The sequence below is a fragment of the Clostridium sp. NSJ-145 genome, from assembly GCF_021044725.1.
GTDB classification, from domain to species: domain Bacteria; phylum Bacillota; class Clostridia; order Clostridiales; family Clostridiaceae; genus Clostridium; species Clostridium disporicum_B.
In genome coordinates this window covers 44735-71047 of record NZ_JAJNOS010000008.1, presented here as the reverse complement: position 1 = coordinate 71047, position 26313 = coordinate 44735, and the positions used below count along the sequence as shown (strand labels likewise).

Below are 26313 nucleotides of genomic sequence, written 5' to 3'. Positions count from 1 at the left end.
AATTTAAAATTACAAGTTACTAATAAAATTTTCTAAAATAACCTCAGTTGATTTTATTCCTTAAGTTTTAACTCACTTTAAGTTGTAACTGTTTTAAGCTGAACAGCTTTCACAATCTGAAACAGTTAATGATTTAGATCTTACATAATAAATTGATTTAACACCACATTTACATGCTTCTATATATAGGTTCATTATTTGTCTCATTGTATAATCTGTAGTTATATATAAATTAAATGATTGTCCTTGATCTATATGTCTTTGTCTTATTCCATTTACTTGTATGCATAATTTTTGTTCTATGTTATACGCTGAATTATAATACCAGAAGTTTTCCCAACTTAAATTTGGAGCTGTTTTTGGTATTATACTTCCCTTTTTCTCCTCTAACCAGAATCTTGCCATAACAGGGTCAACACCTTCAGATGTTCCAGCTATAGTAGCAGTAGAGCCATTTGGAGCAACCGCAAATAGGTATCCATTTCTCATTCCAAATTCTTTAACATTTTCTCTTAATTCATTCCACATTGGTGAGTTATATTGTCTTAAATCAAAATAATCACCTGTCTGCCAATCAGACCCTTCAAAATATGTATACGAACCTTTTTCTTTTGCTATATTAACACTAGCTTTTATTGCATAGAAATTAATCTTTTCATACACTTTATCAGCAAACTCTAGATGCTTATCTTCTGTCCAATGAATTTTATTATTAGCTAGCATATGATGATAACCACTTGTTCCAAGACCTATAGCTCTGTATTTCTTATTAGTAACTTCTGCAAATGGTACCGCATAATAATTTAGATCAATTACATTATCCATAGCTCTTATTTGAGTTTCTACTACATACTCAATTTCTTTATCTGAATTTACATCTATATTTCCTAAAACTACTGATGAAAGATTACATACTACAAAATCTCCAGCTTTAGTTTTTTCTACTATTATTTTGTCTCCATCTTCATCAATTATTTCTGTTTGTTGTATGTCCATAGCACTTGTATTTTGCATTATCTCTGTACAAAGATTTGAAGAATATATCATACCTTTATGCTTATTAGGATTCATTTTGTTTGCTGTATCCCTATAAAAAGCAAATGGAGTTCCTGTTTCTGCCGCACTCTTTATAATTAATCTAACTATATCTTTAACAGACATTACTCTTTTTTCTATTCTTTCATCATTAACACATTCATAGTATTTTTCTTCCCATTCTTCTCCATAGAAATCTTCAAGATTATATCCTTTTACAGTTCTTATTTCGTGTGGACACATCATATACCAATCTGCATCTATATTAGACTCAGCTAGCTTCCAGAAAAGATTAGGATAACAAAGCCCTGGGAATATATCGTGAGCTTTCTTTCTATCATCACCATTATTTGTTCTTAACTGTAAAAATTCTGGTAAATCTTTATGCCAAGCATCTAACCATATTGCAACTGATCCATTTCTAACTCCTAATTGGTCTACTGCAATAGCTGTATCATTAAATAATTTTATCCATGGTATTACTCCGCCTGCAGCTCCTTTAAATCCTCTAATAGTAGAACCCATAGCTCTTACTTTACCAAGATATATTCCCATTCCTCCACCGAATTTAGAAACCTCAGCAAAATTGTCTAATGATTTATATATTCCCTTCAAGCTATCATCTACTGTATCTATAAAACACGAACTCAATTGATAGAATGGTTTTCTTGCATTTGACATAGTTGGTGTTGCCATAGTTGCTTTAAGCGAACTTAAAACATCATAGAATCTTTTTGCCCAATATAATCTTTCCTCTTTTTTTTCTGGAATTGCTAAATGCATAGCTATACCCATAAACATCTGTTGAGGTGCTTCTAAAACAGCTCTACTAAAGTCTTGAATTAGATACCTCTTTGCTAATAAATCTATTCCGCTATATGTAAAAATTAAATCTCTCTCTGGTTTTATAAATTTCTCTAATTCATCTATATCATCTTTAGAATAACTGTTTAATATATACTCTCCATATAATTTTTTTTCTGTCATATTATTTATGAAGCTATAAAAATCATTATATACATTAGAATCTTCTTCTAATTCTCTGTTTTTTCTTATGTCATCATACAGTTTATCTATATATAATTTTGAAGCTACATATTGCCACTTTGGTTCACTATCTGTTGTTAACTCAAGTGAAATTTGAATTACTGACTTTCTAATCTCATCATTACTCATTGACGGTCTTATTATATTTTCACAACTCTCTATTAGCTTCTTACTTGTATAGATTTCATTTTCCCCTTCTAATCCTTCAACTGCATAGTTACATATTCTTTGTAAATATCCCATAGTTTCCTCCACCATATATAGTATACTTTACTCTTTTTTTCAACACTCTGACACAATATATTGTTAATTATAACTTTGCTATATATACTTGTAAAATTAAAAAATAAATAAAAAAAGAGAAAATAACATATTTTCCTCTCACTTGCTTAAATTATCTATTATTTTTAATAATTAATAACTATTACTATTTAATATATATTATCGTAATTGTCAATATTTTATTGCTAATTTTATTAAAATAATATTAACATCTCTTAGAAACTAATATATAATCAAACTTATGAAAAATAATAATTGTAACATGAGGTGCACTAATGAAAGATTTACTTAAATCAAAAAACTTTTATATTGATGTAGTAGTTATAATTTTAGGGTGTTTTATCTACTCACTAGGAGTTAATCTTTTCTTAACTAATGCAAAACTTGTAAGTGGAGGGGTTACAGGAATAGCTCTTATTTTACAATATGTATCTGATATTCCATCAGGTATTACTGTATTCCTATTAAATATTCCTTTATTTTTTATAAGTTATAAATTTCTTAGTAAAAGATTCACTCTGTATACCGCTATAGGTATGCTTTCTATTTCATTATCATTAATAATTACTAAACCATTATCAGCATTAATTCAAGTTAACGACATACTATTATACTGTATATACGGTGGAGTCTTATGTGGTATTGGTATGGGGCTTGTATTTTATAGAAATGGTTCTACTGGTGGAATAGATATTATAACTATGGTAATTAGAAAAAAATATTCTAATTTTGAAATTGGTAAACTTAATTTTGGATTCAACTTAATTATAGTTGCTATTGCTGCAATTATTTTCGGTTTACCACAAGCGCTTTATACACTTATCTCTATGTTCATACAAGGAACTATTTTAGATAAAGTATTAAATGGATTTACAAGTAAGAAATTATTATTAATTCTTACAGAAAAAGAAAACGAAATTATAAATTACGTTATAAATGACTTGCACCGTGGTATTACATCAATTATGGCTGAAGGTGAATACACTCACAGTAAGAAGAAGATGTTATATGTAGCTATTACCTCTTCACAATTTATTAGTTTAAAAAATAAAATTCTTCGTATTGACCCTAAAGCATTTATTACAATAATTGATGCTTCAGAAGTTAAAGGTAAAGGATTCATAAACATATAGTTAAAAATCAAGAGTTAAAAGTTAAAGATGAAACTACTAATATAGTTTCTAATACAATAAAATTATTATAATTTTATTCTTTAACTTTTAACTCTTATCTATTAACCTTTCGTGTTATTTCCCCGGCAATGTCTATTAATTGCTATTATCATTAGTATTATTACTATTTTCATTAAAATATCTATCTATTCCTAAAGAAATTCCATCAACTATTAAATTTTGATGTTCTTCACTCTTTAACTTTACTTCCTCTTCAGGATTGGATAAAAAGCCACATTCAACTAATATTGATGCTCCATCAAACTTATCTCTTAAAATCAAATATGCCTCACCAGCAGGCTTAGCTACTCTTTTATTATTATCTTTAATTGTTTCTTTTAATGAATCTTGAACTATATTAGCTAATGTTGAGCTCTTATCATTAGACGCATACCAAACCTGTGCTCCATAACACTTGCTTTGCGCAAACATATTTTGATGTATAGAGACAAATATATCACAATTAGTTTCTATCTTCATCTCTGTTCTTCTTTTTAAATCATCACGCTTCTTCTCTCTAATAGTACTACCTTTTTGGTATAATCCTTCATCTTCATCTCTAGTCATATATACTGTATATCCCTTACTAACTAGTTTTTCTTTAAGCTTTGTAGCTATTTGGAGATTAATATCCTTTTCTATAGTTCCATTTTTAGATTGAGCTCCTCCATCAATTCCTCCATGACCAGGATCTATTAATATAACTTTAGAATCATCACTTTCTACATTTGCTTTTGCAGACACTGTACAAATTGATAATAAAATAAAAATACTAAATACAAATATAATAATCTTCTTCATATTATTCCTCCAATATACATATCTGATATTAGTATTCTTTAATGTATCACTCTTTATACCATTCTACATTTATTAAATTTTTTAAAGTAACGGAATAAAAAAAGATGTTATAAGGTTTAATTCTACAACATCTTTTTCAAAATTATTAATTATTTTCTATAACACTTTCAGCTATATTAGTTGAATGGTCCCCTATTCTTTCAAGGTTACTTAATAAATCCAGATAAACTGCACCTGCATAAGCGTTACAAGTTCCATCATATAATCTCTTTATGTGTAAATCTCTGAATTTTCTTTGCTTTTTATCTATTTGAGCTTCTACTTCCATAACAGTTTTAGCTTTTTCAACATCTCTATTTTCATAACTTTCAATAGATATATCTACAGCTTGTAACGTCGATTCATAAATAGACTTTAACTCTTCTAAAGCTTCAGCACTATACTCTAATTTTTTATTTATCTTTTGAATTGTTAAATCTGCAAGGTTTTCTGCATGATCTCCAATTCTCTCTATATCATTAACTATATGGAATGTAGCTGCAACTATATTCTTTTCTTTATCTGATAATTCACACTTAGACAACTTAACTAAATAAGTAGTGATACATTCTTCAAGAATATTTATTACATTTTCATTTTCATAAACTTTTTGAGCTAATTTTTCATCGTTATTATTGAATGCACTCATAGCTAACTCTAAACTCTTTTTAGATTTATTAGCCATTCTAATAGTTTCCTTAATAACTTGTCCCGCTGCAATTACTGGTGTTTCTAATAATCTATCATCAATATACTTAACTCCAGCCTTTTCGTCATCATCATCACCAGGTATTAATCTAGTAACTATCTTAATTAAGACAGGTATCAATGGTACCATTATTACTGTATTAACTATATTAAATATAGTATGTGAGTTTGCTATTTGTCTACTTACATCTGAAGTAAATCCTGCAACAAAGTTTCCTAATAAATGACTTGCTATAAATGGTAAGAATATTACTGTACCAACTATATTAAATATTAAATGTAATAAGGCTGCTCTATGTGCAGTTTTATTAGTTCCAACTGTAGCTATCATTGCTGTTACACAAGTACCTATATTACATCCCATTATAATTGGTAATGCTTGATTTATATCTAATGCTCCAGCTGTTGCTAATGCAACTAAAATACCTGTAGTCGCTGAAGAACTTTGTAATATTGCAGTTATTACTGCCCCTGCAAGAACTCCTAAGAATAAGTTTCCTCCAACTGTTGATAATATTTGTTGGAATACTATTGAGTCTGTTAAAGGCTTCATTGCTGAGCTCATTGACCCCATTCCAGTGAATAAAATACCAAATCCTAAAATAATATTACCAATTTCTCTTTTTCTCTTTACCTTTACAAACATAACTATCATAGCACCAATAAAAACAAATATTGGAGCTATTGTGCTTAATTTAAAAGCTACAAGTTGAGCAGTTATTGTTGTACCAATATTAGCCCCCATTATGATTCCTGCTGCTTGTGCAAGATTCATAAGACCTGCATTAACAAATCCTACTACCATTACTGTGGTAGCACTACTACTTTGAATGACTGCAGTTACTATTGCACCAACTGTAACCGCTATAATTGGATTCTTAGTTACTTTTTCAAGTATCTTTTTTAATCCTTCTCCTGCAGCATTTTCAAGACCATCTCCCATTAACTTCATACCATAGATAAATAGTCCTAAACCGCCTAATAATTTGATTATAACCATTAAAGTATCCAAAATAATAATCTCCTTTTCTCCATATAAATGAAACTCCTTCCCCTATAAGAACATGTGCAAGTTTCACTTACAAAATATAAAATTTTGATTCTCACTTATTACAAATTTATATTACAGAGTAAGTTTACAATACTTCTTAACAATTGTTAAGCGTTGTATCTATTTTTTAACATAGATTTAATATAACTAAATTTACCTTAGCTAAAAATAAATAATTATCTAGAATAAATTAATGAATATGTTGATATAAAAAAAGAGAGGTAAAAAACCTCTCTTGGAACACCAAACTATCTCTTAGAGAATTGTGGAGCTCTTCTAGCCTTTTTAAGACCGTATTTCTTTCTTTCCTTCATTCTTGGGTCTCTTGTTACGAAACCAGCTTTCTTTAATTCAGATTTTAAGTTTTCATCTGATTTTATTAAAGCTCTAGTTATTCCGTGTCTGATAGCTCCAGCTTGACCTGTGAATCCACCACCGTGAACATTAACTAAAACGTCGAACTTTTCCTTAGTTCCTGTTAAAACTAATGGTTGGTTAACGATCATTCTTAAAGTTTCTAAACCGAAGTATGTTTCGATATCTCTTTTATTGATAACTACATTACCATTTCCTGGTACAAGTCTTACTCTTGCAACTGATTTCTTTCTTCTTCCAGTACCCATGTATTGAACTTTTGCCATTTTTTATTCCTCCTCCCGAGATTGTATTAGTACTTTAATTCAAGTACTTCTGGTTTTTGAGCTTCGTGATTGTGCTCAGCACCTCTATATACTTTTAATTTTCCAAGCATTTTTCTTCCTAATACTCCTGATGGAAGCATTCTTCTAACAGCTTCTTCCATAGCGAATTCTGGCTTCTTAGCTAAAACTTCTCTATATGGAGTTTCCTTTAATCCACCAACGTATCCGCTGTATTTTCTCATCATTTTTTGATCTAACTTCTTACCAGTTAAAACAACTTGTTCAGCATTGATTACTATTACGTGATCTCCGCAGTCAACGTTTGGTGTGAATGTTGGCTTGTTCTTTCCTCTTAAGATAGAAGCAACTTGAGAAGCAACTCTTCCTAGTGGCTTTCCAGCAGCGTCAACAACATACCATTTTCTTTCAACTTCTTGTGGTTTTGCAATGTATGATTTCATGTTTTTCCCTCCCTGAACTTACATTTAAAGTAATTTTTTATAATTACCGATTTATGTTAAGATCCTGGGCTAGCGGATCTTACCTACATAAATATTCTAACAAACAAAACTTATTATAATACACGGTTTCGGGTGTGTCAACAAATTTTTAAATTTTTTTAATAATAAACTTCTTTAAGAAATAATCCTTTTGCAGGTACACAGAATCCTGCTAATTTCCTATCTTTTTTTAATATAATTTCTTTGATATCTTCCGGTTTAGTTTTTCCACGGCCTACTTCAATAAGTGTTCCAACTATTATTCTAACCATATTATATAAAAAACCATCACCTGTAACAGAAATTTTTATTATTTCATCTTTTTCTTCTACTTTCAAATCGAAAATAGTTCTTACAGTTCCTTTTACTGAGCTTCCTTGACTTCTAAACGCAATGAAGTCATGAGTTCCTATAAAGTATTTTGCAGCTTCTTTCATAGCCTCTACGTTTAAATCATACTTAGGATGATATGAATAGTTTCTAAGTAGGGCTGAAGGAGCCTCAGTATTTAAAAGATTATATTCATAAGTCTTTCCTTTTGCGTTATATCTCGCATGAAATTCGTCATTTACAGCTTCTGATTTAATTATAACTATATCATCAGGTAATTTAGTATTTAACGCTTCTCTAAACCTGTTTGGAGGCACAGAACTATTAGTCTTAAAGTTAGCTACAAAACCTTTTGCATGAACTCCTGCGTCTGTTCTAGATGATCCTATAACTTCACTATTTTCCTTAGTAATAGAAGCAATAGCCTGTTCTATTGCTTCTTGTATACTTATTTTATCTTTTTGTCTTTGCCATCCATAATAATTTGTTCCATCATATTCTATTGTTAGCTTTATATTATTCACATTATCACCTTATTGATTTAATATTACATAGCAAATCTTATTGCAAAACTTGCTATAACTAAAAGTGAGAAAACACCAAAGGCTATAAAGTCTCTTGATGAGAACTTTAATACCTTCATTCTAGTTCTTCCCGCTCCCCCTCTATAGCATCTTGCCTCCATTGCCATTGCTAACTCATCAGCTCTTCTAAATGAGCTAATAAATAGTGGTACAAGTAATGGAATTAAACTCTTCGCCTTTTGAATTATACCACCTGTTTCAAAATCTGCTCCTCTTGCCTTTTGAGCTTTCATAATCTTATCAGTCTCATCTATTAATGTAGGTATAAATCTTAAAGCAATTGTCATCATCATAGCTAATTCATGTGCTATTTCTTTACCTATAGGTCTTAATAGTCTTTCTATACCATCTGTAAGCTCTATAGGTGATGTAGTTAGTGTTAATACTGAAGTACCCATTATTAATAATACTAACCTTACAGCCATGAATACAGCTGTTCTTATTCCCTCTTCATATATCTTAATAAAACCAAATTCAAATAATAAAGCTCCGCCTCTTAACATAAATATGTTTAATACTGCAGTTAAAATTATTAAGAAAAATACTGGTTTTAAACCTTTATATAAATATCTAGGGGGTATTTGTGAAATGTATACCACCAATGCTAAAAAAGCAACAACAAACGCATACCCTACAAATTTATCAATTACAAATAAGCAAACTATAAATAATATTGATAATAATATCTTAGTTCTAGGGTCTAGCTTATGAACAAATGAATCGCCAGGCAAATATTGTCCTATAGTTATATCCTTAATCATAATTACTTTTCTCCCATATTAATTTTTTTATCATTCAGAAGAACTCTTAATAATTCCTTTTTACACTGTTCAACTGTAAATATCTCATCAGAAACATTAAATCCTCTTCTTCTTAATTCTCTCATTAAATAAGTAACCTGTGGTGCTCCTAATCCAATCTCCTCTAATGTATCAATTTCCTTAAATACATCTTTAGGCTCTCCTTGTAACGCTACTTTTCCATGATTCATAACTATTATTCTTTTAGCAAGCTTACCTACATCCTCCATACTATGACTAACTAAAATAATAGTCATTTTATACTCTTCATGAAGCTTTTTAATCTGAGATAAAATATCTTCTCTACCTTTTGGGTCTAATCCTGCTGTAGGTTCATCTAAAATTAAAACTTTTGGTTCCATTGCTATAACACCTGCAATAGCAACTCTTCTTTTTTGTCCACCACTTAACTCAAATGGAGATACATCTTTATATTTTTCATAATCAAGGCCAACCATTTCCATAGCTCTTTTAACTCTAATTAATATCTCATCTTGCCCTAATCCTAAGTTAGTAGGTCCAAAAGCTATATCCTTTTCAATAGTTTCCTCAAATAATTGATACTCAGGATATTGAAATACCAATCCTACTTTTTTTCTTATATCTGATAATTTAACACCTTTTTCAGTTATATCGATATCATCAATTATTATCTTTCCTGAACTTGGTTCTAATAATCCATTTAGATGTTGAATCAATGTTGATTTTCCAGAACCAGTATGTCCTATTAATGCTATAAATTCTCCATCTTCTATATATAAATTAACATCATCTAATGCTTTTTTTTCAAAAGGAGTTTTTGGCATATAGATATGTGTTAAATTCTCTATTTTAATTGACATAACGCACTCACCATCTCATTCACATTTAAAATTTTAGTATCTATATCTATACCAGCTTTTTGTAGCTCATAGCATAACTCTGTAACCTGTGGTACATCTAATCCTATATCTTTCATTTTCTTAACTTGTGAAAAGACATCTCTAGGTATTCCTTCTAAAATAACTTTACCACCATCCATAACTATAACTCTATCAGCTTCTGCAGCTTCATCCATATAGTGAGTTATTAATACAACAGTTATTCCATATTTCTTATTTACCTCTTTTATATTACGTAAAACCTCTTTACGTCCTGATGGGTCTAACATAGCCGTAGGCTCATCAAATATTATACATTTAGGCTTCATTGCTAAAATACCTGCAATAGCAATTCTTTGCTTTTGTCCACCTGATAATAAATGTGGAGCATGTTTCTTATATTCAAGCATACCTACTTTTTCTAGAGCTTCATCAACTCTTTGTCTAATTTCCTCAGGAGGTACTCCTAAATTCTCTGGTCCAAAAGCTACATCTTCTTCAACTATAGTAGCGACTAATTGATTATCTGGATTTTGAAAAACCATGCCTGCTGCTGCTCTTATTTCCCATAAATTATTATCCTCTGAAGTATTTAATCCATTTACAACTACAGTTCCTTCACTTGGTAATAATAAAGCATTCATATGCTTTGCTATCGTTGATTTTCCTGATCCATTATGTCCTAATATAACTAGAAATTCCCCTTTTTCTACTTCAAGATTTACACCATTGATAGCATATTTTGGAGCTTTATCTTCAAAATTATCATATTTAAAAACTAAGTTCTTACACTCAATCATTTTTGTCAATTCAATCCCTCCCTTAGAAAGTAATAATAAATATCATATAAAAACTTTATATTTTTTCCATAAATTAATTATATATCATGTTAAATTATTTACAAGTGTATATACTTTAAGTAAAAAGTTAAAATTTTTATATAATATCTAATTATATACAAAATGGGGATTAAGTATTAACTTAATCCCCTAATATATTATACTAATTCAAGTATAACAACTTCAGCTCCGTCCCCTCTTCTAGGGCCTTTTTTAATCATTCTAGTATATCCACCATTTCTGTCAGCATACTTTGGAGCGATTTCTTCAAATAAAGTTTTAACTACTTCTTCTTCTAAAACGTAAGATAAAACTTGTCTTCTAGCGTGAAGATCTCCTCTCTTAGCAAGAGTGATCATTTTTTCAGCTATACTTCTAGCTTCTTTAGCTCTTGTTTCAGTAGTCTCTATTTTACCATGCTTTAAAAAGCTTGTAACAAGACTTCTTAACATAGCTCTTCTTTGGTCTGTAGAAAGACCTAACTTACGATAACCTGCCATGGAATTTACCTCCTTACTTACTACTCGTCGCTTAGTTTTAAGCTTAAGCCTAATTCCTTAAGCTTTCTTTCAACTTCTTCTAAGGATTTCTTTCCTAGATTTCTAACTTTCATCATGTCGTCCATTGATTTGTTAGCTAATTCTTGAACAGTGTTGATACCAGCTCTCTTTAAACAGTTATATGATCTAACTGAAAGATCTAGTTCTTCAACTGTCATTTCTAGGACTTTTTCCTTTTTGTCTTCTTCTTTTTCTATCATAATTTCAACGTCGTTAGTAGCTACTCCTAAAGACATGAATAACTTAAAGTGCTCAATTAAAATCTTAGCTGATAAACTTATAGCTTCATCAATCTTAATAGTTCCATTAGTCCAGATTTCTAAAGTTAACTTATCGTAGTCAGTAATTTGACCAACTCTTGTATTTTCTACAGTGAAGTTAACTCTTTTTACTGGAGTGTATATAGAATCAACAGCTATTGCTGATAAAGGAAGTTCATCACTCTTATTTTTATTTTGAGTAACGTATCCTCTACCTCTGTTAACAGTTAACTCCATATATAACTTTCCGTTATCGTCTAAAGTTGCAATATGTAGGTCTTTGTTTACAACCTCAACGTCTCCATCTGTTTTTATATCTGCACCTGTTACTACTCCAGGTCCTTGAGCATCTATGTAGATAGTCTTTGGACCTTCACCTTCCATTGTTAATGCTAAAGATTTAATGTTTAAGATTAACTCAGTAACATCTTCTTTAACACCTTGTACAGTTGAGAATTCATGTAATACTCCGTCAATTTTAACTGATGTAGTAGCCACACCTGGAAGTGATGATAAAAGTATTCTTCTCATAGCATTTCCAAGTGTTATACCGTAACCTCTTTCAAGTGGTTCTACTACATACTTACCGTAAGTACCATCTTCATTCGATTCTATACACTCGATTATTGGCTTTTCTATTTCTAACATGTACAAACCCTCCTTATATTTAAAATGGCAACCTTATTACGAGGGCAACTGATTCCATACTTAAATCTAAGATATATTCGTTTTAAAACAAATATTAATTTATTATTTGCTGTATAACTCAACGATTAGAGTTTCGTTAACTGGTACGTCAATGTCTTCTCTAGCTGGTTCAGCAACTACTTTACCTTCATAGTTTTCAACGTTAGCTTCTAACCATTTTGGTAATGTCTTTGGATTTTCAACAAATGTCTTGAACTTTTCAGTTCCTCTGCTCTTTTCGCAAACAGCAATTACGTCATTTACTGAAACTCTGTATGAAGGGATATCTACCTTCTTACCATTTACTAAGAAATGTCCATGAGTAACTAATTGTCTAGCTTCGTTTCTTGAAGCACCATATCCTAATCTGTAAACAACGTTATCTAATCTCATTTCTAGTAACTTAAGTAAGTTTTCACCTGTGATACCTTTCATGTGATCAGCCTTTTCATAATATGTTCTGAATTGGCTTTCTAAAACTCCGTATATTCTTCTAGCTTTTTGCTTTTCTCTTAATTGTACTCCGTAGTTTGACATCTTCTTCTTAGCTGCGCCATGTTGTCCTGGTGCATAGCTTCTTCTTACGAAAGCACATTTATCTGTATAACATCTATCTCCCTTAAGGAATAGCTTTTGACCTTCTCTTCTACATAATCTACATGTAGCTCCAGTATATCTTGCCATTCGTTACACCTCCTGTTGAATTTATATAATAACTAGACTCTTCTTCTTTTTGGTGGTCTACATCCGTTGTGTGGAATTGGAGTAACATCTTTAATTAAAGTTACTTCTAATCCAGCAGCTTGTAATGATCTTATAGCTGCTTCTCTACCTGAACCTGGTCCCTTTACGTATACTTCTATACTCTTTAAACCGTGTTCCATAGCTGCTTTAGCTGCAGTTTCTGCTGCCATTTGTGCTGCGAAAGGAGTGCTCTTTCTTGATCCTCTGAATCCTAATGCACCAGCACTTGACCATGATAAAGCATTTCCAGCTGCATCAGTTAAAGTAACTATTGAGTTATTGAAAGTAGATTGAATGTGTGCAGCACCGTGCTCAACATTCTTTCTTTCTTTTCTTCTTCTAGTCTTCTTGACTTGTTTAGCTGCCATGTGTTTCCCTCCTTATTACTTCTTCTTGTTTGCGATAGTCTTCTTAGGACCTTTTCTAGTTCTAGCATTAGTCTTAGTTTTTTGTCCTCTAACTGGAAGACCTTTTCTATGTCTAATCCCTCTATAACAACCGATTTCTACTAATCTCTTAATGTTTAAAGCAACATCTCTTCTTAAGTCACCTTCAACTAATAAGTCTTTAATGTAGTTTCTGATTTCATTTACTTCATCTTCAGTAAGATCCTTAACTCTAGTGTCTGGATTGATTCCAGTAGTAGCTAAAATCTTTTGTGAAGTTGATAAACCTATTCCATATATATATGTTAGACCTATCTCAACTCTTTTTTCTCTTGGTAGGTCAACACCTGCTATTCTTGCCATTAATTTACACCTCCTGATAATTGAAATGCATTTATATTTGCTTGTTTTATTTATAATAAATTTTTAGGTCAATAGGAAAATTCCTATTGTCAGCCGTACCTAAAAACTATTTTCATCTAATTTAACGCCTATATAATAATATTGAAATTTCAGTAAAAAGTCAATATATTAATATTTGTAAATACATATGTCTAATACTTAATTATATTAGCCTTGTTTTTGCTTGTGCTTTGGATTTTCACAGATAACCATTACTTTTCCTTTTCTTCTTATAATCTTGCACTTTTCGCAAATAGGCTTAACTGATGGTCTTACTTTCATCGCTAACCCTCCTTGTTATTTATGGTAAACCAATTAATTGGTTTAATTTATTTAGCTCTCCAAGTAATTCTTCCTCTTGTTAGGTCATATGGAGAAAGTTCTATAGTAACCTTATCTCCAGGTAGAATTCTTATGAAGTTCATTCTTAACTTTCCTGAGATATGAGCTAGAATCTTATGACCACTCTCTAACTCAACTTGGAACATTGCATTAGGTAAAGCTTCTAAAACTACACCTTGCATTTCTATTACATCATCTTTTGACATAAGGTAATCAACCCTCCTTAACAATGCCTTTTTCTTTTAGAAATTTTTTAATCTTTAAATCAGCACCTCTATGTTGAGATATAATTGATGCTTTAATCTCATCATTTACATCTTCTAAAACAATAAAATGTTTTAGTTTTTTCTTCTTCGGCATCTGAATAGTTTTAGTCCTTCCGTTACTAAGAAGGTAATAATCATCATTTAATTTTTTAACAATAACATAATAATGATCCTTATCTCTTCCACATGTTGAAAGAACAACTTTTCCAATTAAGTCATTGTTTTGCAAATTTTTCACCTCGATGATTACCTTAGTCATAAATCTACAAGCCACCTTTTGGTATCATGCGAATTTATAACTAAGCAACACTTATTTAATTAGTGTCAATATTTCCGGCCCATCTGGTAAAATTACAACAGTGTTTTCGTAGTGAGCTGATAAGCTCTTATCTGCAGTAACAACTGTCCAGTCATCACCTGCGGTTTTCACTCTATATGTTCCCATGTTAACCATAGGCTCTATAGCTAGTGCCATACCAGCAACTAACTTGGGACCACGGCCAGGTCTACCAAAGTTAGGAACTTCAGGATCTTCATGAACTGTCTTTCCTATTCCATGACCTACGAAATCTCTTACAACTGAAAAACCATTAGCCTCTATATGATTCTGTATATTATGAGAAATATCAGATAGTCTGTTTCCGACGATAGCAGCTTCAACTCCCTTGAAGAATGATTCTTCAGTTACAGTTATAAGCCTTCTTGCTTCTTCAGAAATTTCACCAACAGCAAAAGTTCTTGCTGCATCACCATGGAAGCCATTTATTTCTGCTCCACAGTCAACGCTGATAATATCTCCTTCTTTTAATACATAACCTCCTGGTATTCCATGAACTACTTGCTCATTAACTGATATACATAGTGAAGCAGGAAATCCATAGAGCCCTTTAAATGAAGGTTTTGCCCCATGCTTAGTTATAAATTCTTCTGCTATTCTATCCAGTTCAGCAGTAGTTACTCCTGGTTTAACCTCTTTTTCAACAAGTAATAAAGTTTCAGCAACGATTTTTCCTGCCTGTCTCATTAGGTCAATTTCTTTTTCAGTCTTAATAATTATCATTAATTAACACTTCCTAATATGCTACAGATACTTTCAAAAACTTCGTTTATAGCTTTAGTTCCATCTACTGTTGATAATAAGTTTTTATTATTATAAAAATCAATCAGTGGTTGTGTTTGTCTTTCGTAGACCTCTAGTCTTTCACTAACTGTCTCTTCAGTATCATCTTTTCTTTGTACTATATCACTTCCGCAAACGTCGCACACACCATCTTTAGTAGGTGGATTGAATTTTACATGATAACTAGCTCCACATGATGGACATACTCTTCTTCCTGTCATTCTTTCAAGAATGAAACTGCTAGGTACTTCTATTGAAAGAGCTGTATCTAACTTTTCATTTCTATCTGCTAAAAATCCTTCTAGGGCTTCAGCTTGAGCAACAGTTCTTGGAAAACCATCTAATAGATATCCATTTTTACAGTCTTCCCAAGTAAGTCTATCCTTAACCATATTAATAGTTACTTCATCTGGAACTAACTGACCTTTATCCATGTAACTCTTTGCTTCTATTCCTAGAGGGGTTCCTTCAGAAATATTCTTTCTAAAGATATCCCCAGTAGAAATATGTGGTATAGAATATCTATTACTAATTGATTTTGCCTGTGTTCCTTTTCCAGCCCCAGGAGGACCTAATAATACTATCTTCACGGGCATCATCTCCATTATTAATCTATTTTAAGAATCCTTGATAGTGTCTCATTACTAATTGTGAATCAAGTTGTCTAGAAAAATCTAATCCAACTCCGATTAAAATTAATACAGATGTTCCACCGAATTGAATTCCTTTGAATGCTGTATAATTATTAACTATTGTTGGTAATACTGCTAAAACCGCTGCAAATACTCCTCCGATTAAAGATACTTTAGTAAGTAACTTTTCAAAATACTTCTCTGTTGGAACTCCTGGTCTAACACCTGGAATAAATCCTGCAGATTTATGAAGATTTTCAGCCATTTCATCTGGTTTAAAAGTGATTTGAGTATAGAACCAAGTAAAGAATATAGTGAACGCAGCATAGAATACTGGGTACATCCATGTTTCTTTATTGAATATACTATATGGACTATGTAAAATCCATGTCGACCAACTCTTACCAGGGAAGAAATTAGCTATTGTCTCAGGGAACATCATTACTGACATTGCAAAGATTATAGCAATAACCGCTGATCCTATTATACTTAGTGGAATATGTGTAGATTGACCTTTCATAACCTTGCTTCCAACAGCTTTACCAGCATATTGAACAGGCACTCTTCTCTCTGCTAATGAGAAGAAAATACTTATTGCTAGTAGTGCAACTACAGCTACTAAGAATATGGTAATTTCTACTATTCCTACTTGACCAGCTTCCTTTAATGTAAATAATGACATTAAAGTCATTGGTAATTGAGATACGATATTGACAAATATTAATATTGATACCCCGTTACCGAATCCTCTTTGAGTTATTTGGTCTCCAAGCCACATACAGAATGTAGAACCAACTACTAAAGAAATTAATACTACTGCTTTTTCAGCTGTATTTAATCCTGTAGCAGCTCCTTGAGAAGATATCATAGTGAATATTCCCATTGCTAAAACGAATCCTATTCCTATTGATAAGTATCTTGTAATACTTTGTATCTTCTTTCTACCTTCTTCACCTTCTTTAGAAAGTTGTTCTAATGAAGGAATTGCAATTGTTAGTAATTGCACTATGATTGAAGCATTAATATATGGAGAAACTGCTAAAGCAAATATGCTAAAGTTTTTTAAAGCTCCTCCTGATATTAAGTTATAAAAACTTAATAATCCTCCAGATTCAGTTACTTGTGTCAAATATGATGTGTCAATCCCAGGAACAGGAATATGTATCCCTATCCTGAAAATTGCTACTAAAAATATCGTCCATAAAAATTTCTTTCTTAATTCGGGAACCTTCCAGGCATTACGTAGGGTTGATAGCATATTAAATCACCTCAACTTTTCCTCCGGCTGCTTCGATTTTCTCTGCCGCTTGTTTAGAGAATTTGCATCCCTTAACAGTTAGGCTTTTTTCTATAGTTCCGTTACCTAATATCTTAACTCCGTCTAGAACCTTAGATATTACTCTAGTTTCTAATAATAATTCAGGAGTTACTTCTGTACCATTTTCAAATATGTTTAATCTATCAACGTTGATAGAAACGTACTTTTTAGCGAAGATATTTGTGAATCCTCTCTTAGGAAGTCTTCTGTATAAAGGCATTTGACCACCTTCAAAACCAGGTCTTACTCCACCACCTGATCTAGCGTTTTGTCCTTTTTCACCTTTACCAGCGTTTCTTCCTAAACCTGAACCAGTACCTCTACCAACTCTTTTAGGAGCTTTTCTGCTTCCAGCTGCTGGTTTTAATTCATGAAGTTTCATATCTTAGTGCACCTCCTCGTTCTTATACTTCTTCTACTTTTAATAAGTAGTCAACTTTGTTGATCATACCTCTGATTTGAGGAGTATCCTCATGCTCTACAGTCTTGTTGATTTTTCTTAGACCAAGGGCATTTGCAGTAGCGATATGGTCTTTCTTTCTTCCGATTAAGCTCTTAACTAAAGTAACCTTTATCTTTGCCATTGCTTATACCTCCTAACCTAAAATTTCCTCAACAGTTTTGCCTCTTAACTTAGCTATATCTTCAGCTGTTCTTAAGCTTGCTAAACCATTGATTGTAGCATTTACCATGTTTCTTGGATTGTTTGAACCTAAAGACTTAGCTCTAACGTCCTTTAATCCTGCTAATTCAAGGACAGCTCTTGCTGGACCTCCAGCGATAACTCCTGTACCTTCTTTAGCTGGCATTATTAGAACTTTACCAGTTCCAAATTTACCATATATTTCGTGAGGAACTGTTGTTCCAACTATAGCAACGCTAACCATGTTTTTCTTAGCGTCTTCGATACCTTTTTTAATTGCTTCTGGGATTTCGATTGACTTACCCATTCCTACGCCTACGTGTCCGTTTTCGTCACCAACAACAACTAAAGCGCTGAATCTGAAGTTTCTACCACCCTTAACAACCTTAGTAACTCTGTTTATAAAAACAACCTTTTCCTTAAGGTCTAGTGTGCTAGGATCGATTCTCATTGATTTCCCTCCTTGTTTTATTAGAATTTTAAGCCTGCTTCTCTAGCGCTATCTGCTAATACTTGAACTCTTCCGTGATATACGTATCCACCTCTGTCAAATACAACTTCAGTTATACCCTTATCTACAGCTCTCTTAGCGATTAATTCACCAACAAGCTTTGCAGCTTCTTTGTTTCCACCAACTTTTAAGTTTAAATCCTTATCTAAAGTTGAAGCAGATACTAAAGTAACAGCATTTACATCATCTATTATTTGAGCGTATATATTCTTTTCACTTCTATATACTGAAAGTCTTGGTCTTTCAGGAGTACCAGAAACTTTCTTACGTACTCTAAGGTGACGCTTTACTCTACTTGAATTTTTGTCTACCTTTTTAAACATACGGTCCACTCCTTTCTATTATTTCTTACCAGTCTTACCTTCTTTACGTCTGATAACTTCGCCTTCAAACTTAATACCTTTACCCTTATATGGTTCTGGTTTTCTCCATTTTCTTATATCAGCTGCAACAGCTCCAACTACTTGCTTATCTATACCTGATATAACAACTTTAGTAGCTGATGGAGTTTCGAAAGTTATCCCTTCAACTGCTTTTATTTCAACTGGATGTGAGAATCCTAAGTTCATTACTAAGTTTTTACCTTGTAATTGAGCTCTGTAACCAACACCAACTAATTCTAGAGTTTTTTGGAATCCCTTTTCAACTCCTATAATCATGTTGTTGATTAATGCTCTAGTTAATCCATGAAGAGCTCTGTGCTCTTTTACATCGCTAGGTCTAGTTACAACAACTTGGTTGTCTTCAACTGCAATATTAATGTCTTTAGCCATAGTTTTAACTAATTCACCTTTTGGTCCTTTAACAGTAACTACGTTACCTTCAGCAACAGTTACAGTTACACCAGTAGGGATAGCTATTGGTAATCTACCTACTCTTGACATAATCGCACCTCCTATTTTACTTGTTAGATATATATGTTAATCTAGTTAATTTCTCTTTTTAGTTTAGAAACTACCAAACGTAGCAAAGAACTTCTCCGCCTAATCCCATTTTTCTAGCTTCTCTATCAACTACTATTCCTTTTGAAGTTGATATAACAGCAACTCCTAGTCCGTTAAGAACTCTTGGAACTTCGTCTTTCTTACAGTAAACTCTTAAACCTGGTTTAGATATTCTCTTTATACCAGTTATAACTCTTTCTTTGTTTGAGCCATATTTAAGAGCTATTCTCATCATTGGAACTACACCATCATTATATTCTTCAATATTTTTGATGTATCCCTCTTGTAATAATATATTTGCAACAGCCTTCTTTACATTTGAAGAAGGTACTTCTACAACTTCGTGTCTCACAGAATTTGCATTTCTAATACGAGTTAGTAAATCTGCGATAGGATCTGTCATAACCATTTAATTTGCCTCCTTTCACTGGTTCAAGTCTACCAACTTGCTTTTCTACATCCTGGGATTTCACCCTTGTAAGCAAGTTCTCTAAAGCATATACGACAAATACCAAATTTTCTTAGTACTGCATGTGGTCTTCCACATATTCTGCATCTTGTATAAGCTCTTGTAGTGTATTTAGGTGTTTTGCTCCACTTTTCAATAATAGCTTTACGTGCCACAGTTTTCCCTCCTTATTTTTGAGCGAATGGCATTCCAAGGAATCTTAATAATTCTCTTGCTTCTTCGTCAGTTTTTGCACTAGTAACGAAGATTATATCCATTCCTCTAACTTTATCGATTTTATCGTATTCTATTTCTGGGAATATTAATTGCTCTTTAATTCCTAATGAATAGTTTCCTCTTCCATCGAAAGCCTTATCTGAAACTCCTCTGAAGTCTCTAACTCTTGGAAGGGCTATTGACACTAGTTTGTCAGCAAATTCAAACATTTTAGTTCCTCTTAATGTTACTTTGCATCCTAATGCCATGTTTTCTCTTATCTTAAAGTTTGCAACTGATTTCTTCGCTCTAGTTAAGATTGGCTTTTGACCAGTGATTAAAGTTAAATCTGCAACAGCTGATTCTAAAACCTTTTGGTTATCTTTAGCCTCTCCAACTCCCATGTTTATAACTATTTTTTCAAGCTTTGGAACTTCCATAATATTTTTATATCCGAACTTTTCAATCATCGCTTGAACTACTTCATTTTTGTACTTTTCTTGAAGTCTTGGTGTCATTATAAGTACCTCCTTTCAAATTCTAGAATGTTTCTCCGCACTTCTTACAAGTTCTAACCTTAGTACCATCTTCTAAGATTTTGTTGCTAATTCTTGTAGCATTTTTGCATTTTGTGCAGTATAACATAACTTTTGAGCTGAATATAGCTCCCTCTTTTTCTATTATACCACCTTGAGCGTTTGCTCTTGTTGGCTTTTGGTGTTTCTTTACTATGTTAACTCCTTGAACAAGAACCTTTCCTGTCTTTGGATATACTTTTAAAACTTCACCAGTCTTTCCAGCATCTTTACCAGAAATAACTACTACTGTGTCGTTCTTTCTAACGTGTAACTTCAAATTAGCCACCTCCTTATTATAGAACTTCTGGTGCTAATGATAATATTTTATTGAATTCTTTATCTCTTAGCTCCCTAGCAACAGGCCCGAATATACGAGTTCCTCTTGGTTGCTTGTCGTCTTTTATTATAACCGCTGCGTTTTCATCAAATTTGATGTATGAACCGTCAGCTCTTCTTAATCCTCTTACTGATCTAACTATAACAGCTTTTACAACGTCACCTTTTTTAACAACTCCGCCTGGTGTTGCACTTTTAACGCTAGCAACTATTATATCTCCAATGTTACCGAACTTTCTTTTTGATCCGCCTAAAACTCTGATACACATGATTTCTTTTGCACCTGAGTTATCTGCTACCTTTAGTAAGGTTTGTTGTTGTATCATTGAATTTTACCCTCCTTTCAGTCTTTAAAGCTTATTTAGCTCTTTCAACTATTTCAACAAGTCTCCATCTCTTATCTTTAGATAATGGTCTAGTTTCCATTATTAATACTCTATCATTAATTTTTGCTTCATTATTTTCATCATGAGCTTTAAATTTAGTAGTTCTGTTTACTGTTTTCCCGTAAAGTGGATGTCTTACTTTAGTTTCAACAGCAACAACGATAGTTTTTTCCATTTTATCAGAAACAACTCTACCGATTCTCTTTTTTCTTAATCCTCTTTCCATTAGGGGCTACCTCCTTCCAGATTTACTGTTCAAATGCCCTGATCTCTTCTTCTCTTATGATGGTTTTGATTTGGGCTATAGATTTTTTCACTTCTTTTATTCTCATAGGATTTTCTAATTGACCTGTAGCTAATTGGAATCTTAAATTGAATAATTCAGCTTTAAGGTCGTTTAATTTAACCTTTAAATCTTGAGGATTATTTGCTCTTAATTCTTTTAACTCTCTAGCCTTCATTATTCTTCACCACCCATTTCCTCAAAATCTCTTCTTGTAACGAACTTACACTTTACAGGAAGTTTGTGTGATGCAAGTCTCATTGCTTCTCTTGCAACTTCTTCGTTAACTCCTGATAATTCAAATAATACTCTACCAGGTTTAACTACAGCTACCCAGTATTCTGGTGAACCTTTACCAGAACCCATTCTTGTTTCAGCTGGTTTTTCAGTAACTGGCTTATCTGGGAATACTTTTATCCAAAGTTTTCCACCTCTTCTAATGTATCTATTTATAGCAATTCTGGCAGATTCAATTTGATTGCTTGTAATCCAACCACAAGTTTGCGCTTGTATACCGAAATCTCCGTATGCAAGGAAATTACCTCTAGTTGCCTTACCTTTCATTCTACCACGTTGTACCTTACGATGCTTTACTCTTTTAGGCATTAACATGACTTATTCCTCCTTTCTTATGCGTTAACTTCTTCCTTCTTTTCAACTTTTTTAGTTGGAAGAACTTCTCCATTATAAACCCAAACTTTAACTCCGATTTTTCCGTATGTTGTATCTGCTTCAGCAAATCCATAATCGATATCAGCTCTTAATGTTTGTAGTGGAATTGTTCCTTCATGATATTGTTCAGTTCTAGCGATTTCAGCTCCGCCTAATCTTCCTGAACAAGCAGTTTTAACACCCTTAGCTCCTAATTTCATAGCTCTTTGGATGCTTTGCTTCATAGCTCTTCTGAAAGATACTCTCTTTTCTAATTGAGCAGCTATATTTTCAGCTACTAATTGAGCATTAGCTTCTGCATTCTTAACTTCAACGATGTTGATTAAGATGTTCTTTCCGTTTACTAATTTTGCAACCTTAGCTTTTAAAGCTTCGATTCCTGCTCCACCTTTACCGATAACAACACCTGGTTTAGCAGTATATATATTTAACTTAACTCTCTTAGCAGCTCTTTCGATTTCTATCTTAGAGATACCAGCTGAGAAAAGTTCCTTCTTTACGAATTCTCTTATTTTGTTATCTTCGATTAAGTTGTCTGCAAAAGTCTTCTTGTCAGCGTACCATTTTGCATCCCAACCCTTGATAACTCCTACTCTAAGTCCGTGAGGATGTACTTTTTGACCCACTATTGTTTCCCTCCTTCTTTATTAAGCTCTTTCTTTAACTACTACTGTAATATGACTTGTTCTCTTGTTGATTCTGAATGCTTTACCGTGATCCATTGGTCTGAATCTCTTTAATGTTGGACCAGCACCTACGAATGTTTCTGCAACATATAAGTTTTCAACGTTTAAGTCATGATTGTTCTCTGCGTTTGCAACAGCTGATTTTAAAACTTTGTTTATAACAACTGCAGCATCCTTTGGAGTATATTGTAATATAGCGAAAGCTTCGTTAACACTCTTTCCTCTTATTAAATCAAGAACAACTCCTACTTTCATTGGAGATATTCTAACGTATTTAGCTATAGCTCTAGCTTCCATTTATGTTCCTCCTTTCTGAGATTACTTTCTCTTTCTTGATGCTTTCTCGTCGTAATCGTGTCCTTTATAAGTTCTAGTAAGAACGAATTCTCCTAACTTATGTCCAACCATATCCTCTGAAACATAAACTGGAACGTGCTTTCTTCCATCGTGAACAGCGATTGTATGACCGATCATTTGTGGGAAAATTGTTGAACTTCTTGACCAAGTCTTAACAACTTTTTTCTCACCATTAGCGTTCATTTCTTCTATTTTCTTTAAAAGTCCTTCGTGTACGAAAGGCCCTTTTTTAATTGATCTACTCACTATTTTTGCCTCCCTTCATAATCTCTAGGCTTAGCAAACCTCGAAGAGAATTAAAATTCTCTTCAATTATTTGCTATTTCTTCTCTTAATTATAAATCTATCAGAATACTTCTTATTCTTTCTAGTCTTGTATCCAAGAGCTGGTTTACCCCAAGGAGTAACTGGACTTGGTCTACCGATTGGTGATCTACCTTCACCACCACCATGAGGGTGATCGCAAGGGTTCATTACAGAACCTCTAACTGTAGGTCTCCATCCCATGTGTCTCTTTCTACCTGCTTTACCAATGTTGATGATATCGTTAGTAGTGTTAGAAACTGTTCCGATTGTAGCTCTACATTCGATTCTTACATATCTCATTTCACCTGATGGTAATCTTAATGTAGCGTAATCGCCTTCCTTAGCCATTAATTGAGCTGAAGTACCAGCTGATCTTACCATTTGACCACCTTTACCAGCTTGTAATTCGATGTTGTGAATTACTGTACCAACTGGCATGTGCTTTAATTGTAAACAGTTACCTGGTTTGATATCTGCTTCTGGTCCAGATACTACTGTATCTCCAACCTTTAATCCTACTGGAGCAAGTATGTATCTCTTTTCTCCATCAGCATATACAACTAACGCAATGTAAGCTGTTCTGTTTGGATCGTATTCTATAGTAGCAACTCTTGCTGGAATACCATCCTTGTTTCTCTTGAAATCTATTATTCTGTATTTTCTCTTAGCTCCACCACCGTGGTGTCTTACAGTTATTTTACCTTGAGCATTTCTACCACCAGTTTTCTTTAAAGAAACAAGAAGTGATTTCTCTGGGCTATTTGTAGTTATTTCTTCAAAAGTAGCCATAGTCATTTCTCTTCTTGATGGTGTAGTAGGTCTAAACTTTTTAACTGCCATGCTAATTCCCTCCTTCTTTAAGCTTCTCTGGCTTTGTCGCCAATACTACGCTTTTTTAAAATTATTGCATTCCTTCAAAGAATTCAATAGCTTTGCTGTCTTGAGCTAAAGTAACGATAGCTTTCTTTTGGTCAGCTCTCTTACCAACATGTACGCCCATTCTCTTAGTTTTTCCCATAGTTCTGATTGTTTGAACTTTTTCAACTTTAACGCCGAAAATTTCTTCACAAGCTCTTTTTATTTGAACTTTGTTAGCATTCATGTGAACTATGAAAGTGTACTTCTTTTCTGCCATAGCAGTCATAGATTTTTCAGTTATAACAGGCTTTCTTATTATATCGTGGCTTGTTAACTTCATTATGCGTACACCTCCTCAATCTTTGTTACGGCATCCTTAGTTACCATTACTGTTGGATACTTTAATAAATCATAAACATTGATGTTGTTAACAGGTAATACTGCTACCCCCTCAATATTTCTAGCAGATTTATAAACATTTTCGTTAGATTCAGCAGTGATGATTAATGTCTTCTTAGCTTCGAAAGCTTTTAACATTTCAACAACTTGCTTTGTCTTTGGTGCTTCGAAATCTAAGCTTTCTAAAACTACCATTTCGTTGTTTTGAACCTTGCTAGTTAATGCTGATACCATAGCAACTCTTTTCATGCTCTTTGGTATTGACATTCTGTAATCTCTTGGCTTTGGTGCGAATACAACTCCACCTTTGATCCATTGTGGTGCTCTGATTGAACCTTGTCTTGCTCTACCAGTTCCCTTTTGTCTCCAAGGCTTGATTCCGCCTCCTCTAACCTCAGCTCTAGTTTTAGCTGATTGAGTTCCTTGTCTCTTGTTAGCTAATAATGCAACAACTACTTGATGCATTGCAGCTTCATTCACTTCTACTGCGAATACTTTATCATTTAATTGGATATCTCCAACTTGCTTTGCTTCTTTGTTAAATAATCCTACTGTAGGCATCCTATTTCCTCCTTTCTACAGAATTAAGCTTTAACTGCGTTTCTTATTACTACTGTGCTCTTATTTGCACCAGGGATACCACCCTTAACTAGTATTAAGTTCTTTTCTGGGATAACTCTAACTACTTCTAAGTTCATTACTGTAGTGTTAACAGCACCCATATGTCCTGGCATTTGCTTGTTCTTGAATGTTTTTGATGGATCTGATGAAGCTCCCATTGAACCTACTGCTCTGTGGAACTTAGAACCGTGTGACATTGGTCCTCTGTTAGCATTCCATCTCTTGATAACACCTTGGAATCCCTTACCTTTAGAAACTCCAGAAACGTCAACTTTTTCACCAGCAGTGAATATGTCAGCCTTTATTTCTTGACCAACTTCGTATTCGTTAGCGTTATCTAATCTAAATTCTTTTAAAGTTCTTCTTAAAGAAACTCCTGCTTTAGCGAAATGACCTTTAACTGGTTTATTCACTAACTTTTCTCTTATTTCACCGAAACCTACTTGTATTGCTTCATAACCATCCTTTTCGATAGTCTTCTTTTGAACAACAACACATGGGCCAGCTTCTACTACAGTTACAGGAACAACTTTTCCATTCTCGTCGAATATTTGAGTCATACCTATTTTCTTACCGATTATAGCTTTTTTCATGTATTTACACCTCCTAAACGTATTAGCGGATTGCTTAGCAATCATAACCGTTCAACTTTTCGTTTAAATA

Annotated in this window: 41 protein-coding genes; 1 reads left to right on the top strand and 40 read right to left on the bottom strand. The window is 32.8% G+C overall.

Annotated features, from left to right (window positions below; all coding sequences use genetic code 11):
- Positions 1-93 precede the first annotated feature (93 nt).
- Entirely contained in the window at positions 94-2325 is a 2232-nt protein-coding gene (locus tag LQE93_RS08680; protein ID WP_231073015.1) for a ribonucleoside-diphosphate reductase subunit alpha, read from the bottom strand.
- Between the two features lie 314 nt (positions 2326-2639).
- Between LQE93_RS08680 and LQE93_RS08675 the strand changes: the two genes are divergently transcribed.
- A complete protein-coding gene (locus tag LQE93_RS08675; protein WP_186837925.1) occupies positions 2640-3497 on the top strand; it encodes a YitT family protein in 858 nt (285 codons plus the stop codon).
- A gap of 135 nt (positions 3498-3632) precedes the next feature.
- Here LQE93_RS08675 and cwlD read toward each other — a convergent pair whose 3' ends face one another.
- The 39 genes from cwlD to rplC all read right to left on the bottom strand — a co-directional run bounded on the left by cwlD (position 3633) and on the right by rplC (position 26243).
- A complete protein-coding gene (cwlD, locus tag LQE93_RS08670) occupies positions 3633-4337 on the bottom strand; it encodes an N-acetylmuramoyl-L-alanine amidase CwlD (protein ID WP_055267078.1) in 705 nt (234 codons plus the stop codon).
- Between the two features lie 145 nt (positions 4338-4482).
- Positions 4483-6096, bottom strand: coding sequence for a Na/Pi cotransporter family protein (locus LQE93_RS08665; RefSeq protein WP_055267076.1), 1614 nt, complete (start codon positions 6094-6096; stop codon positions 4483-4485).
- Positions 6097-6383: 287 nt separating this feature from the next.
- Entirely contained in the window at positions 6384-6776 is a 393-nt protein-coding gene (gene rpsI / locus LQE93_RS08660; RefSeq protein WP_032117054.1) for a 30S ribosomal protein S9, read from the bottom strand.
- Positions 6777-6802: 26 nt separating this feature from the next.
- The gene (gene rplM, locus LQE93_RS08655; protein ID WP_055267075.1) at positions 6803-7237 is read right to left on the bottom strand and encodes a 50S ribosomal protein L13; all 435 of its coding nucleotides are present in this window, start codon (positions 7235-7237) and stop codon (positions 6803-6805) included.
- Between the two features lie 158 nt (positions 7238-7395).
- Positions 7396-8130 (bottom strand): tRNA pseudouridine(38-40) synthase TruA, encoded by a 735-nt coding sequence (gene truA / locus LQE93_RS08650; RefSeq protein ID WP_186837927.1) that lies wholly within the window; start codon positions 8128-8130, stop codon positions 7396-7398.
- 23 nt (positions 8131-8153) lie between these two features.
- The gene (locus LQE93_RS08645; RefSeq protein ID WP_186837928.1) at positions 8154-8951 is read right to left on the bottom strand and encodes an energy-coupling factor transporter transmembrane component T family protein; all 798 of its coding nucleotides are present in this window, start codon (positions 8949-8951) and stop codon (positions 8154-8156) included.
- Positions 8952-8953: 2 nt separating this feature from the next.
- Positions 8954-9832 (bottom strand): energy-coupling factor transporter ATPase, encoded by an 879-nt coding sequence (locus LQE93_RS08640; RefSeq protein ID WP_186837929.1) that lies wholly within the window; start codon positions 9830-9832, stop codon positions 8954-8956.
- Positions 9817-10650, bottom strand: a complete 834-nt coding sequence (locus LQE93_RS08635; RefSeq protein ID WP_055267113.1) for an energy-coupling factor transporter ATPase — start codon at positions 10648-10650, stop codon at positions 9817-9819. The genes LQE93_RS08640 and LQE93_RS08635 overlap by 16 nt, the downstream gene beginning before the upstream one ends.
- Before the next feature lie 197 nt (positions 10651-10847).
- Positions 10848-11189, bottom strand: coding sequence for a 50S ribosomal protein L17 (rplQ, locus tag LQE93_RS08630; RefSeq protein ID WP_032117049.1), 342 nt, complete (start codon positions 11187-11189; stop codon positions 10848-10850).
- 20 nt (positions 11190-11209) lie between these two features.
- Positions 11210-12157: a DNA-directed RNA polymerase subunit alpha gene (locus tag LQE93_RS08625; RefSeq protein WP_055267067.1), complete on the bottom strand. Its 948-nt coding sequence runs from the start codon at positions 12155-12157 to the stop codon at positions 11210-11212.
- Positions 12158-12259: 102 nt separating this feature from the next.
- Positions 12260-12880, bottom strand: coding sequence for a 30S ribosomal protein S4 (rpsD, locus tag LQE93_RS08620; protein WP_055267064.1), 621 nt, complete (start codon positions 12878-12880; stop codon positions 12260-12262).
- Positions 12881-12912: 32 nt separating this feature from the next.
- A complete protein-coding gene (gene rpsK, locus LQE93_RS08615; RefSeq protein WP_055267062.1) occupies positions 12913-13308 on the bottom strand; it encodes a 30S ribosomal protein S11 in 396 nt (131 codons plus the stop codon).
- A gap of 15 nt (positions 13309-13323) precedes the next feature.
- Positions 13324-13689 carry a 30S ribosomal protein S13 gene (rpsM, locus tag LQE93_RS08610; RefSeq protein WP_055267060.1) on the bottom strand — a complete coding sequence of 122 codons (366 nt, stop codon included), beginning with the start codon at positions 13687-13689 and terminating at the stop codon, positions 13324-13326.
- A gap of 207 nt (positions 13690-13896) precedes the next feature.
- Entirely contained in the window at positions 13897-14010 is a 114-nt protein-coding gene (gene rpmJ / locus LQE93_RS08605; RefSeq protein WP_016205879.1) for a 50S ribosomal protein L36, read from the bottom strand.
- Between the two features lie 47 nt (positions 14011-14057).
- Positions 14058-14276: a translation initiation factor IF-1 gene (infA, locus tag LQE93_RS08600; protein ID WP_005212092.1), complete on the bottom strand. Its 219-nt coding sequence runs from the start codon at positions 14274-14276 to the stop codon at positions 14058-14060.
- Between the two features lie 7 nt (positions 14277-14283).
- On the bottom strand, positions 14284-14595 hold the full coding sequence (locus tag LQE93_RS08595; protein ID WP_055267058.1) for a KOW domain-containing RNA-binding protein: 312 nt from the start codon (positions 14593-14595) through the stop codon (positions 14284-14286).
- A 51-nt stretch (positions 14596-14646) separates the two neighbouring features.
- On the bottom strand, positions 14647-15396 hold the full coding sequence (gene map, locus LQE93_RS08590; RefSeq protein ID WP_055267056.1) for a type I methionyl aminopeptidase: 750 nt from the start codon (positions 15394-15396) through the stop codon (positions 14647-14649).
- The gene (locus LQE93_RS08585; protein ID WP_055267054.1) at positions 15396-16046 is read right to left on the bottom strand and encodes an adenylate kinase; all 651 of its coding nucleotides are present in this window, start codon (positions 16044-16046) and stop codon (positions 15396-15398) included. The genes map and LQE93_RS08585 overlap by 1 nt, the downstream gene beginning before the upstream one ends.
- A gap of 22 nt (positions 16047-16068) precedes the next feature.
- The gene (secY, locus tag LQE93_RS08580) at positions 16069-17346 is read right to left on the bottom strand and encodes a preprotein translocase subunit SecY (protein WP_231073013.1); all 1278 of its coding nucleotides are present in this window, start codon (positions 17344-17346) and stop codon (positions 16069-16071) included.
- Between the two features lies 1 nt (position 17347).
- A complete protein-coding gene (rplO, locus tag LQE93_RS08575) occupies positions 17348-17788 on the bottom strand; it encodes a 50S ribosomal protein L15 (protein WP_055267050.1) in 441 nt (146 codons plus the stop codon).
- Between the two features lie 22 nt (positions 17789-17810).
- Positions 17811-17990: a 50S ribosomal protein L30 gene (gene rpmD / locus LQE93_RS08570; protein ID WP_005212077.1), complete on the bottom strand. Its 180-nt coding sequence runs from the start codon at positions 17988-17990 to the stop codon at positions 17811-17813.
- Positions 17991-18002: 12 nt separating this feature from the next.
- Positions 18003-18500, bottom strand: coding sequence for a 30S ribosomal protein S5 (rpsE, locus tag LQE93_RS08565; RefSeq protein ID WP_032117040.1), 498 nt, complete (start codon positions 18498-18500; stop codon positions 18003-18005).
- 20 nt (positions 18501-18520) lie between these two features.
- Positions 18521-18883 (bottom strand): 50S ribosomal protein L18, encoded by a 363-nt coding sequence (gene rplR, locus LQE93_RS08560; protein ID WP_186837931.1) that lies wholly within the window; start codon positions 18881-18883, stop codon positions 18521-18523.
- An 18-nt stretch (positions 18884-18901) separates the two neighbouring features.
- A complete protein-coding gene (gene rplF, locus LQE93_RS08555; RefSeq protein ID WP_055267048.1) occupies positions 18902-19444 on the bottom strand; it encodes a 50S ribosomal protein L6 in 543 nt (180 codons plus the stop codon).
- 70 nt (positions 19445-19514) lie between these two features.
- Positions 19515-19913 (bottom strand): 30S ribosomal protein S8, encoded by a 399-nt coding sequence (gene rpsH, locus LQE93_RS08550; RefSeq protein ID WP_055267047.1) that lies wholly within the window; start codon positions 19911-19913, stop codon positions 19515-19517.
- 29 nt (positions 19914-19942) lie between these two features.
- A complete protein-coding gene (locus LQE93_RS08545; RefSeq protein ID WP_032117036.1) occupies positions 19943-20128 on the bottom strand; it encodes a type Z 30S ribosomal protein S14 in 186 nt (61 codons plus the stop codon).
- 12 nt (positions 20129-20140) lie between these two features.
- Positions 20141-20686: a 50S ribosomal protein L5 gene (gene rplE, locus LQE93_RS08540; RefSeq protein WP_055267044.1), complete on the bottom strand. Its 546-nt coding sequence runs from the start codon at positions 20684-20686 to the stop codon at positions 20141-20143.
- 22 nt (positions 20687-20708) lie between these two features.
- The gene (gene rplX / locus LQE93_RS08535) at positions 20709-21023 is read right to left on the bottom strand and encodes a 50S ribosomal protein L24 (RefSeq protein WP_055267043.1); all 315 of its coding nucleotides are present in this window, start codon (positions 21021-21023) and stop codon (positions 20709-20711) included.
- Between the two features lie 16 nt (positions 21024-21039).
- Positions 21040-21408 carry a 50S ribosomal protein L14 gene (rplN, locus tag LQE93_RS08530; protein WP_021876949.1) on the bottom strand — a complete coding sequence of 123 codons (369 nt, stop codon included), beginning with the start codon at positions 21406-21408 and terminating at the stop codon, positions 21040-21042.
- A 31-nt stretch (positions 21409-21439) separates the two neighbouring features.
- The gene (gene rpsQ, locus LQE93_RS08525) at positions 21440-21694 is read right to left on the bottom strand and encodes a 30S ribosomal protein S17 (RefSeq protein ID WP_055267042.1); all 255 of its coding nucleotides are present in this window, start codon (positions 21692-21694) and stop codon (positions 21440-21442) included.
- Between the two features lie 22 nt (positions 21695-21716).
- Positions 21717-21929, bottom strand: a complete 213-nt coding sequence (gene rpmC, locus LQE93_RS08520; protein ID WP_032117032.1) for a 50S ribosomal protein L29 — start codon at positions 21927-21929, stop codon at positions 21717-21719.
- Positions 21929-22363, bottom strand: coding sequence for a 50S ribosomal protein L16 (rplP, locus tag LQE93_RS08515; RefSeq protein WP_040419026.1), 435 nt, complete (start codon positions 22361-22363; stop codon positions 21929-21931). The genes rpmC and rplP overlap by 1 nt, the downstream gene beginning before the upstream one ends.
- A 17-nt stretch (positions 22364-22380) precedes the next feature.
- Positions 22381-23049 (bottom strand): 30S ribosomal protein S3, encoded by a 669-nt coding sequence (gene rpsC, locus LQE93_RS08510; protein WP_055267040.1) that lies wholly within the window; start codon positions 23047-23049, stop codon positions 22381-22383.
- A gap of 21 nt (positions 23050-23070) precedes the next feature.
- Positions 23071-23406, bottom strand: coding sequence for a 50S ribosomal protein L22 (gene rplV, locus LQE93_RS08505; protein WP_055267038.1), 336 nt, complete (start codon positions 23404-23406; stop codon positions 23071-23073).
- Positions 23407-23427: 21 nt separating this feature from the next.
- The gene (gene rpsS / locus LQE93_RS08500; protein WP_032117028.1) at positions 23428-23712 is read right to left on the bottom strand and encodes a 30S ribosomal protein S19; all 285 of its coding nucleotides are present in this window, start codon (positions 23710-23712) and stop codon (positions 23428-23430) included.
- 66 nt (positions 23713-23778) lie between these two features.
- Positions 23779-24612: a 50S ribosomal protein L2 gene (gene rplB / locus LQE93_RS08495; protein ID WP_055267036.1), complete on the bottom strand. Its 834-nt coding sequence runs from the start codon at positions 24610-24612 to the stop codon at positions 23779-23781.
- A gap of 61 nt (positions 24613-24673) precedes the next feature.
- On the bottom strand, positions 24674-24970 hold the full coding sequence (gene rplW / locus LQE93_RS08490; RefSeq protein ID WP_032117026.1) for a 50S ribosomal protein L23: 297 nt from the start codon (positions 24968-24970) through the stop codon (positions 24674-24676).
- Positions 24970-25590 carry a 50S ribosomal protein L4 gene (gene rplD / locus LQE93_RS08485; RefSeq protein WP_055267034.1) on the bottom strand — a complete coding sequence of 207 codons (621 nt, stop codon included), beginning with the start codon at positions 25588-25590 and terminating at the stop codon, positions 24970-24972. Before rplD ends, rplW begins: the two co-directional genes overlap by 1 nt.
- A 23-nt stretch (positions 25591-25613) precedes the next feature.
- Positions 25614-26243 (bottom strand): 50S ribosomal protein L3, encoded by a 630-nt coding sequence (gene rplC, locus LQE93_RS08480; protein ID WP_055267033.1) that lies wholly within the window; start codon positions 26241-26243, stop codon positions 25614-25616.
- Positions 26244-26313 lie beyond the last annotated feature (70 nt).

Coding starts and splice junctions, on each gene's coding strand:
- LQE93_RS08680 (WP_231073015.1), bottom strand. CDS start 2,325: ATGGGATATTTACAAAGAATATGTAACTATGCAGTTGAAGGATTAGAA.
- LQE93_RS08675 (WP_186837925.1), top strand. CDS start 2,640: ATGAAAGATTTACTTAAATCAAAAAACTTTTATATTGATGTAGTAGTT.
- cwlD (WP_055267078.1), bottom strand. CDS start 4,337: ATGAAGAAGATTATTATATTTGTATTTAGTATTTTTATTTTATTATCA.
- rpsI (WP_032117054.1), bottom strand. CDS start 6,776: ATGGCAAAAGTTCAATACATGGGTACTGGAAGAAGAAAGAAATCAGTT.
- rplM (WP_055267075.1), bottom strand. CDS start 7,237: ATGAAATCATACATTGCAAAACCACAAGAAGTTGAAAGAAAATGGTAT.
- LQE93_RS08645 (WP_186837928.1), bottom strand. CDS start 8,951: ATGATTAAGGATATAACTATAGGACAATATTTGCCTGGCGATTCATTT.
- LQE93_RS08640 (WP_186837929.1), bottom strand. CDS start 9,832: ATGTCAATTAAAATAGAGAATTTAACACATATCTATATGCCAAAAACT.
- LQE93_RS08635 (WP_055267113.1), bottom strand. CDS start 10,650: ATGATTGAGTGTAAGAACTTAGTTTTTAAATATGATAATTTTGAAGAT.
- rplQ (WP_032117049.1), bottom strand. CDS start 11,189: ATGGCAGGTTATCGTAAGTTAGGTCTTTCTACAGACCAAAGAAGAGCT.
- LQE93_RS08625 (WP_055267067.1), bottom strand. CDS start 12,157: ATGTTAGAAATAGAAAAGCCAATAATCGAGTGTATAGAATCGAATGAA.
- rpsD (WP_055267064.1), bottom strand. CDS start 12,880: ATGGCAAGATATACTGGAGCTACATGTAGATTATGTAGAAGAGAAGGT.
- rpsK (WP_055267062.1), bottom strand. CDS start 13,308: ATGGCAGCTAAACAAGTCAAGAAGACTAGAAGAAGAAAAGAAAGAAAG.
- rpsM (WP_055267060.1), bottom strand. CDS start 13,689: ATGGCAAGAATAGCAGGTGTTGACCTACCAAGAGAAAAAAGAGTTGAG.
- rpmJ (WP_016205879.1), bottom strand. CDS start 14,010: ATGAAAGTAAGACCATCAGTTAAGCCTATTTGCGAAAAGTGCAAGATT.
- infA (WP_005212092.1), bottom strand. CDS start 14,276: ATGTCAAAAGATGATGTAATAGAAATGCAAGGTGTAGTTTTAGAAGCT.
- LQE93_RS08595 (WP_055267058.1), bottom strand. CDS start 14,595: ATGACTAAGGTAATCATCGAGGTGAAAAATTTGCAAAACAATGACTTA.
- map (WP_055267056.1), bottom strand. CDS start 15,396: ATGATAATTATTAAGACTGAAAAAGAAATTGACCTAATGAGACAGGCA.
- secY (WP_231073013.1), bottom strand. CDS start 17,346: ATGCTATCAACCCTACGTAATGCCTGGAAGGTTCCCGAATTAAGAAAG.
- rplO (WP_055267050.1), bottom strand. CDS start 17,788: ATGAAACTTCATGAATTAAAACCAGCAGCTGGAAGCAGAAAAGCTCCT.
- rpmD (WP_005212077.1), bottom strand. CDS start 17,990: ATGGCAAAGATAAAGGTTACTTTAGTTAAGAGCTTAATCGGAAGAAAG.
- rpsE (WP_032117040.1), bottom strand. CDS start 18,500: ATGAGAATCGATCCTAGCACACTAGACCTTAAGGAAAAGGTTGTTTTT.
- rplR (WP_186837931.1), bottom strand. CDS start 18,883: ATGTTTAAAAAGGTAGACAAAAATTCAAGTAGAGTAAAGCGTCACCTT.
- rplF (WP_055267048.1), bottom strand. CDS start 19,444: ATGTCAAGAGTAGGTAGATTACCAATAGCTATCCCTACTGGTGTAACT.
- rpsH (WP_055267047.1), bottom strand. CDS start 19,913: ATGGTTATGACAGATCCTATCGCAGATTTACTAACTCGTATTAGAAAT.
- rplE (WP_055267044.1), bottom strand. CDS start 20,686: ATGACACCAAGACTTCAAGAAAAGTACAAAAATGAAGTAGTTCAAGCG.
- rplN (WP_021876949.1), bottom strand. CDS start 21,408: ATGATACAACAACAAACCTTACTAAAGGTAGCAGATAACTCAGGTGCA.
- rpsQ (WP_055267042.1), bottom strand. CDS start 21,694: ATGGAAAGAGGATTAAGAAAAAAGAGAATCGGTAGAGTTGTTTCTGAT.
- rpmC (WP_032117032.1), bottom strand. CDS start 21,929: ATGAAGGCTAGAGAGTTAAAAGAATTAAGAGCAAATAATCCTCAAGAT.
- rplP (WP_040419026.1), bottom strand. CDS start 22,363: ATGTTAATGCCTAAAAGAGTAAAGCATCGTAAGGTACAACGTGGTAGA.
- rplV (WP_055267038.1), bottom strand. CDS start 23,406: ATGGAAGCTAGAGCTATAGCTAAATACGTTAGAATATCTCCAATGAAA.
- rplB (WP_055267036.1), bottom strand. CDS start 24,612: ATGGCAGTTAAAAAGTTTAGACCTACTACACCATCAAGAAGAGAAATG.
- rplW (WP_032117026.1), bottom strand. CDS start 24,970: ATGAAGTTAACAAGCCACGATATAATAAGAAAGCCTGTTATAACTGAA.
- rplD (WP_055267034.1), bottom strand. CDS start 25,590: ATGCCTACAGTAGGATTATTTAACAAAGAAGCAAAGCAAGTTGGAGAT.
- rplC (WP_055267033.1), bottom strand. CDS start 26,243: ATGAAAAAAGCTATAATCGGTAAGAAAATAGGTATGACTCAAATATTC.